This is a genomic window from Saccharothrix coeruleofusca, assembly GCF_014648515.1.
Taxonomy (GTDB): domain Bacteria; phylum Actinomycetota; class Actinomycetes; order Mycobacteriales; family Pseudonocardiaceae; genus Actinosynnema; species Actinosynnema coeruleofuscum.
On record NZ_BMRG01000005.1, the window covers coordinates 143,117 to 143,603 of the forward strand.

The following is a 487-nucleotide window of genomic DNA, read 5'->3' on the forward strand; positions in this document are numbered from 1 at the left end:
CTGCAGGTGGCCGCCGAAGGGCTGGCCAAGGCCCGCGACGGCCGGGGCGCGGCGGTGCTGGCGGGCGGCAGGCTGACCGTCGAGGACGCCTACGCCTACTCGAAGTTCGCCCGGATCGCGCTGCGCACCAACGACGTCGACTTCCGCGCCCGGCCGCACTCGGCCGAGGAGCTGGAGTTCCTCACCAGCTCGGTGCTGGGCGCCACGCCGGACAACGGCGGGGTGACCTACAAGGGCGTCGAGGCGGCCCCGGCCGCCCTGCTGGTGGCGTTCGAGCCGGAGGAGGAGTCGCCGATCGTCTTCCTGCGGCTGCGCAAGGCCGTGCGCAAGCACCGCGCCAAGGTCTTCCACCTGGGCCAGTTCACCACCCCCGCGGTGGAGAAGACCAACGGCACGCTGCTGGCGTGCGTGCCCGGCGGCGAGCCCGCCGCGCTGAACGCGCTGCCCGAGCACGCCCCCGACGTGGTCGAGGAGCTGGCCAAGCCCG

Annotated in this window: 1 protein-coding gene; it reads left to right on the forward strand. The window is 74.3% G+C overall.

What is annotated here, in order from left to right; translation table 11 throughout:
- A partial coding sequence (locus IEZ00_RS36670) for a molybdopterin-dependent oxidoreductase (RefSeq protein ID WP_373293139.1) occupies nucleotides 1–487 on the forward strand: 487 nt, incomplete at both ends.